The 6586-nt window shown below is 70.7% G+C and carries 7 protein-coding genes; all 7 read left to right on the top strand.

The window, feature by feature from the left end; genetic code table 11:
- The coding region (locus tag G6022_RS05760; RefSeq protein WP_182691149.1) for a glutamate-5-semialdehyde dehydrogenase at window positions 1-1221 on the top strand (1221 nt) is incomplete at its 5' end.
- A 58-nt stretch (window positions 1222-1279) separates the two neighbouring features.
- On the top strand, window positions 1280-2161 hold the full coding sequence (locus G6022_RS05755; RefSeq protein ID WP_179524943.1) for a MoxR family ATPase: 882 nt from the start codon (window positions 1280-1282) through the stop codon (window positions 2159-2161).
- A gap of 27 nt (window positions 2162-2188) precedes the next feature.
- On the top strand, window positions 2189-3619 hold the full coding sequence (locus tag G6022_RS05750) for a VWA domain-containing protein (protein WP_182638749.1): 1431 nt from the start codon (window positions 2189-2191) through the stop codon (window positions 3617-3619).
- 56 nt (window positions 3620-3675) lie between these two features.
- A complete protein-coding gene (nadD, locus tag G6022_RS05745) occupies window positions 3676-4392 on the top strand; it encodes a nicotinate-nucleotide adenylyltransferase (RefSeq protein WP_179524945.1) in 717 nt (238 codons plus the stop codon).
- On the top strand, window positions 4389-4832 hold the full coding sequence (gene rsfS / locus G6022_RS05740) for a ribosome silencing factor (protein WP_182638747.1): 444 nt from the start codon (window positions 4389-4391) through the stop codon (window positions 4830-4832). The genes nadD and rsfS overlap by 4 nt, the downstream gene beginning before the upstream one ends.
- A gap of 7 nt (window positions 4833-4839) precedes the next feature.
- Window positions 4840-5541, top strand: coding sequence for a histidine phosphatase family protein (locus G6022_RS05735; RefSeq protein WP_182638745.1), 702 nt, complete (start codon window positions 4840-4842; stop codon window positions 5539-5541).
- Window positions 5538-6368, top strand: a complete 831-nt coding sequence (locus tag G6022_RS05730; RefSeq protein ID WP_182638742.1) for a DegV family protein — start codon at window positions 5538-5540, stop codon at window positions 6366-6368. Before G6022_RS05735 ends, G6022_RS05730 begins: the two co-directional genes overlap by 4 nt.
- Window positions 6369-6586 lie beyond the last annotated feature (218 nt).

The raw sequence follows: 6586 nt of genomic DNA, 5'->3' as shown, positions 1-6586 counted from the left end.
GTCCGCGACGCGGCCCGGCGTGCCCGGGCCGCGTCGCGTGACCTGGCACTTCTCACCGCGGAACGCAAGAACGCGCTCCTGCTGGCGGCGGCCGACGCCCTGGTGGCCGCACAGGCGGAGATCCTCGGGGCCAACGCCCGCGATATCGAGGAGCAGGCGGCGGAGGGCACCGGCGAGGCCATGCTGGATCGCCTCCGTCTGACCGCCGACCGGATCGAGGGCATCGCCGGCGGTCTCAGGCAGGTGGCGGCATTGGCGGACCCGATCGGCACCGTCACCCGCGGCTCGACCCGCCCCAACGGTCTGCAGCTGCGTCAGGTCCGGGTGCCGCTGGGCGTGATCGGCATGATCTACGAGGGCCGGCCCAACGTCACCGTCGACGCGTTCGGTCTGGCGTTCAAGTCGGGCAACGCGGCGCTGCTGCGAGGGTCGCGCTCGGCCCGGCACTCCAACGAGGCGCTCGTGACGGTGCTGCGCGACGTCCTGGCCCGCCACGACCTCCCGGTGGAGGCGGTCCAGTTGCTGCCCTCGGCGGACCGGTCGTCCGTCACCCACCTGATCCAGGCGCGCGGTCTCGTCGACGTGGTGATCCCCCGCGGTGGCGCGGGTCTCATCCAGGCGGTGGTGGAGAACGCCAAGGTTCCGGCCATCGAGACCGGCACCGGTAACTGCCACCTCTACATCCACGGGGACGCCGACCTCGACGAGGCGATCAGGCTGCTGCTCAACGGCAAGACCCGCCGTTGCAGCGTCTGCAACGCCACCGAGACGGTGCTGCTCGACGAGGCCCTCGGCGACGCCGCCGTGGACCGGGTGGTGGGGGCACTGCAGTCCGCCGGCGTCACCGTGCACGGCGACCGCGAGGGACTCGTCCCCGCCGACGACGTGGACTGGGGCGAGGAGTACCTGAGCATGGACATCGCGCTGAAGGTGGTCGACGGCGTGGACGCCGCGATCGACCACATCGCCCGCTGGTCGTCGGGACACACCGAGGCGGTGGCCACGCGGAGCATCGAGGTGGCCGACGCGTTCTGTGCCCGGGTCGACGCGGCCGCGGTGATGGTCAACGCCTCCACCGCGTGGACGGACGGCGAGATGTTCGGCTTCGGCGCCGAGATCGGAATCTCCACCCAGAAACTGCACGCCCGCGGGCCCATGGGTCTCGAGGAACTCACCAGCACCAAGTGGATCGCCCACGGCAAGGGTCACGTGCGTCCCTGACGCGCGGCACCCGGGTCGACGGCCCACTACACGCGATTCCCACCGAAAGGACCCACCCATGGACCGAGCCCGGACCGCGCAACGACCGGCATTCGAGAGCATCGACCACGTGATCGAGAGTCTCGGGGCCCAGGGCTACCTGGCCGACCGCTCGACCGCGACGGTGGTGTACCTGGCCGACCGTCTGGGCAAGCCGCTGCTCATCGAGGGGCCGGCGGGCGTGGGCAAGACCGAGCTGGCCAAGGCCGTCGCCGCGGCCACCGAGGCCGAGCTCATCCGTCTCCAGTGCTACGAGGGCGTCGACGAGGCCAGGGCCCTGTACGAGTGGAACCACGCCAAGCAGATCCTGCGCATCCAGGCCGGCCAGGGGGAGGGATGGGACTCCACGCGGGACGACGTCTTCTCGGAGGAGTTCCTCCTGTCCCGGCCGTTGCTCACCGCCATCCGGCGCAGCGAGCCCACCGTGCTCCTGGTCGACGAGGTGGACAAGGCCGACATCGAGATCGAGGGCCTGCTGCTCGAGGTGCTCAGCGACTTCGCTGTGACGATCCCCGAGCTCGGGACGATCCAGGCGGTCCGCAAGCCGTTCGTGGTCCTGACCTCCAACGCGGCCCGCGAACTCTCCGAGGCGCTCAAGCGGCGCTGCCTCTACCTGCACCTGGATTTCCCGACCCCCGAACTGGAGCGCAAGATCCTCGGTTCGCGGGTGCCGGAGCTCGACGACCGGCTGGCCGAGCAACTGGTCCGGGTGGTCGGTGTGCTGCGAGCCATGGCGCTCAAGAAGGTGCCGAGCGTGTCCGAGACCATCGACTGGGGCCGCACCCTGGTCGCTCTGGGCCTGGACACGATCGACGACGAGACGGTCCTGCAGACCCTCGGAGTGGTGCTCAAGCACCAGTCCGACCAGCTCCGCGCGGCCGCCGAGCTGCGGCTCAACTAACGTGCGGCGATCAGGAGGTCAGGCGAGATGACCACGCGTGCGCCCGGCGGGTTGTCCGGGCACCTCGTCGACTTCGTCGACGCCCTGCGCCGCAAGGGCATCCCCGTGGGGCCGAGTGAGGCGGTCGACGCGGCCGCGGCGATGGTCCACATCGACCTGCTCGACCGTGCGGCGCTCAGAGAGGCGCTCGCCGCCACGATCCTGCACAAGCCCACCCACCGAGGCGTGTTCGACCAGCTCTTCGACCTGTGGTTCCCCGCCGCGATCGGGGCGCACTCCGCCTCGGACGGGGTGGCACTCGAGGTGGAGATCCCGACGGACGACGACGGCAAGGTGGACCCGGAGGCGCTCAACGAACTCATCGCCTCGCTTCTGCTCGAGGACACCGAGGAGTCGCGGGCCAGGGCCCGGGCGTTGGCCGAGCTCCTGGTGGAACAGCTCGGCTCGTACGACTCGGCGAGCGGTCCGCGCTACTCCGCCTATCAGGCCCTCAGTCCACTGGACACCAGCGCGATCATGCAGAAGATCCTCGACGGCCTGATGGGGGCCGATCCCTTCGACCCGGACGGTTCCAAGCGCCACGCCGAGAAATCCGCGGCCGCCAACTCGGCGGCGGACATGGTCAGGGGTTTCCTGCGCGAGGTCGCCGACGAGACCCGGCGCCGCACCGCGGAGACGGTGGGTCGAGACCGGGTGGCCGACTACGCGGTGGGTCCCGCGGCGGAGCAGGTGGACTTCCTGCGGGCCAACGACCAGGACCTGCAGACGTTGCGTCGGCGGGTGGGTCCCCTCGCACGTCAGCTCGGTAGTCGCCTGGCCGCGCGGCGTCGTCGTCACCGACAGGGTGCGATCGACATGCGCAAGACGATGCGCCGGTCCATGTCCACCGGCGGGGTGCCGGTGGAGCTGGTGCTGCGCAAGCCCCGGCCGGCGCGCCCCGAGTTGGTGGTGTTGTGCGACGTGTCCGGGTCCGTGGCCGGCTTCAGTCACTTCACGCTCCAGCTGGTGCACTCCCTGCGTGAGCAGTTCTCCCGCGTGCGGGTCTTCGCCTTCGTCGACACCACCGACGAGGTGACCTCGTTCTTCGAGACCGGGTCGGACCTGGGATCGGCGATGAGCCGGATGGTGCGCGAGGCCGAGATCGTCACCTACGACGGGCACTCCGACTACGGGCACGCGCTCGAGGGGTTCGCGGACCGCTACGCCCACACGCTCACCCGCACGGGTTCGCTGCTCATCCTGGGCGACGGGCGCAACAACTACCGCGACCCGGCCGTGGAGGCGCTCGAGTTCGTCAGCGAGCGCGTCGGGCACACCCACTGGCTCAATCCGGAGCCCAGGAGGCAGTGGGGAACCGGTGACTCGGCGGCCAGGCTGTACTCCCAGTACGTCCCCATGCACGAGTGCCGCAACGTCGAGCAGCTCACGGCGGTCGTCGCGGGCCTGCTGCCCGTGTGAGGGCGCGGACACGCGAGGGAGCGGAACGTGGTGCCGGACCGATAGACTCGGCGACCATGACCACGACGGGGACCGCCGCGGGCGCCGGACGCCGCATCGGAGTGATGGGCGGGACCTTCGATCCGATCCATCACGGTCACCTGGTGGCGGCCAGCGAGGTCGCCCACCGTTTCGGTCTCGACGACGTGGTGTTCGTCCCCACCGGGGAGCCGTGGCAGAAGCGGGGTCGTACCGTCTCGCCCGCCGAGGACCGGTATCTCATGACCGTCATCGCGACGGCCTCCAACCCCCGGTTCTCCGTCAGTCGCGTGGACATCGACCGGCGGGGCCCCACCTTCACCGTCGACACCCTCAGGGACCTGTTGCGTCAGAACCCCGGCGTCGAGCTGTTCTTCATCACCGGCGCGGACGCGTTGGAGAAGATCCTGACCTGGCGCGGCTGGGAGGAGATGTTCGAGCTCGCCACCTTCGTCGGGGTCTCGCGCCCCGGCTTCGAGTTGTCCGACACGCATCTCGCTCAGATCGGTGACGGCCGCGTGCACCTGCTCGAGATCCCCGCGCTGGCCATCTCCTCGACCGAGTGCCGACGGCGTGCGGCCGAGGACGCCCCGGTCTGGTACCTCGTCCCCGACGGGGTCGTCCAGTACATCGCCAAACGCAACCTCTACCGCCCCGAGGGCTCCACCAGGCTCGACGGGACCCCCGCCGCGACGGCTCCGGCACACCGCGAGCTCGTCCCCACCGACCACCACACCGAGGAGAACCATCAGTGACCGCTAGCCCCGAGGCCCTGGACATGGCGGGCATCGCCGCCCGCGCCGCAGACGAGAAGCTGGCCACGGACATCGTCGTGCTCGACGTCTCCGGCCAACTCATCATCACCGACTGCTTCGTCCTGGCCTCGGCCGAGACCGAACGTCAGGTCAACGCCGTCGTCGACGAGATCGAGGACAAGCTCCGCGAGGCGGGGCACAAGCCGCTGCGTCGGGAGGGCACTCGCGAGGGGCGCTGGGCGCTGCTCGACTACAACGAGGTGGTCGTCCACGTCCAGCACGTCGACGAGCGTGACTACTACTCGCTCGACCGTCTCTGGAAGGACTGCCCGGTCGTGGAGATCGAGGGTGTCGAGACCTCCGGCCGGCCCGAGTCCTCGACGAGCCGCGCCGACGACTCGCTCGCGCCGGAGGAGCCGCAACGGGATCAGGGGCTCTGACACCCCTGTGACCCGTCGTCTCATCCTGCTGCGCCACGGCCAGACGCACTACAACGCCTCGCTGCGGATGCAGGGCCAGTTGGACACCGAGCTCAGCGAGCTCGGTGTCCAGCAGGCCCATGCGGTCGGTCGCGCCCTGGCGCATCGTCGGCCGTGGACGATCCTCTCCTCCGACCTGCAGCGGGCACGCGAGACGGCCCGGGCACTGGCCTCGGAGGTCGGGCTCGACGTCCGGACCGATCCGCGCCTCCGGGAGACCGATCTGGGCACGTGGCAGGGGATGAGCCACTCCGAGGTCGACGAGCTGTGGCCCGACGCCCGGATGCGGTGGCGCAGCACCCCACGGTGGTCCCCGCCGGAGGGGGAGAGCCGACTCGACGTGGCCCGGCGTACCCGTCAGGTGGTCGACGAGCTTGTGGACGCCTCACCGGGATGGAACGAGCACCCTGCTGTCCTCGTGGCCCACGGGGGAGCGATCGCCGCCCTCACCGCTGCCCTGATCGAGCTGCCGGTCGAGCAGTACCCGATCTTCAACGGTCTCGGGAACACCTGCTGGGTGCAGCTGTCCGCGCACCCGCGGCCCGAGGCCTCCTGGGGTGGACAGCCCGCGACGCTGGAGATCGGGCCGACGACCGACGGTGCCCGCGAGGTGCTCTGGCGACTCGACCAGTGGAATGCCGGTCTCACGCCCCCGGTGGTCCCGTCATGACCATTCGGTTGGTCACCGACTCGAGCGCCGACCTGCCCGAGGAGTGGGTCCGCGAGTTCGGCATCACCGTGGTGGGCCTGCACGTGGTCGAGGAGGGGGACCGGGCGGTCTCGACGGCCGCGGTGACCCCGGACGAACTGTCGGCGATCTACCAGGACCTCCTCGACGACCCGGACTGCACGGGCATAGTCTCCGTCCACCTCTCGCGTGATCTCTCCCGCACGTGGGAGTCGGCCGCCGACGCCGCCACGAGATTCGGCGGTCGCGTCCTGGTCTCGGACTCCAGGTGCGCCGGGATGGCGTTCGGCGCCGCGGTGGCCCAGTGCGCCTGGGCGGCGAACAACGGGCTAGGTTTGTCCGCCACCTACGAGCTCGCCGAGCGGATCTGCCGGGGAGCGTCCACCTTCGCCGCTCTGGAGTCGCTGGAGAGCCTGCGCCGTGGGGGCCGGATCAGCGCCGTCGCCGCCCTCTTCGGTAGCGCGCTGGCAATGCGTCCGATCATCGTGTTGCGTGGTGGTTCGGTCGACCTGGCCGCCAAGGCCAGGACCACGACCAAGGCCCACGAGAGGCTGCGCGCGCTGCTGCGCGACGAGGTCGGCCGGGGCGATGTCCTGGTGGTCGTCCACCAGCACGAGGCACTGGAGCGGGCCCGGGAGATGGCCACCGAGATCCGCAAGGAGACCCCGTTCCCCGAGCGGGTTCTCGTCGTCGAGTTCGACGAGGTCCTGGCCTGGCACCTGGGGCCCGGGACCGTGGGGGTCTCGGTGACCGACCTCGTCGACACCGCATTCCCCATCCCCGCGGTCTCTCCACAGGACGACGACTGAGGAACCTCCGCGGGGTCCGGGAGGGCCCGCCGCCGGGCTAGCGTCGGCCCATGTTCCCCGACACCCGGACTCGTCCCGCGGACCCCGGTGATCCCGCCCGCGAGGCCGCGCTGCACAGGCTCTCGAGTGTGACTGCCCCGGCGGGCCCGGCCACCGTTCCCTGGGCCGGCGCGGATCCGGACGGGGAGCGGCCCGAACGGGTGCTGCCCGCGCGTCCG

It is taken from the genome of Dietzia sp. Cai40, assembly GCF_014145165.1.
GTDB classification, from domain to species: Bacteria; Actinomycetota; Actinomycetes; order Mycobacteriales; family Mycobacteriaceae; genus Dietzia; species Dietzia natronolimnaea.
Note: the sequence above shows the minus strand (reverse complement) of the source record. Positions and strands in the feature narration are given on the sequence as shown.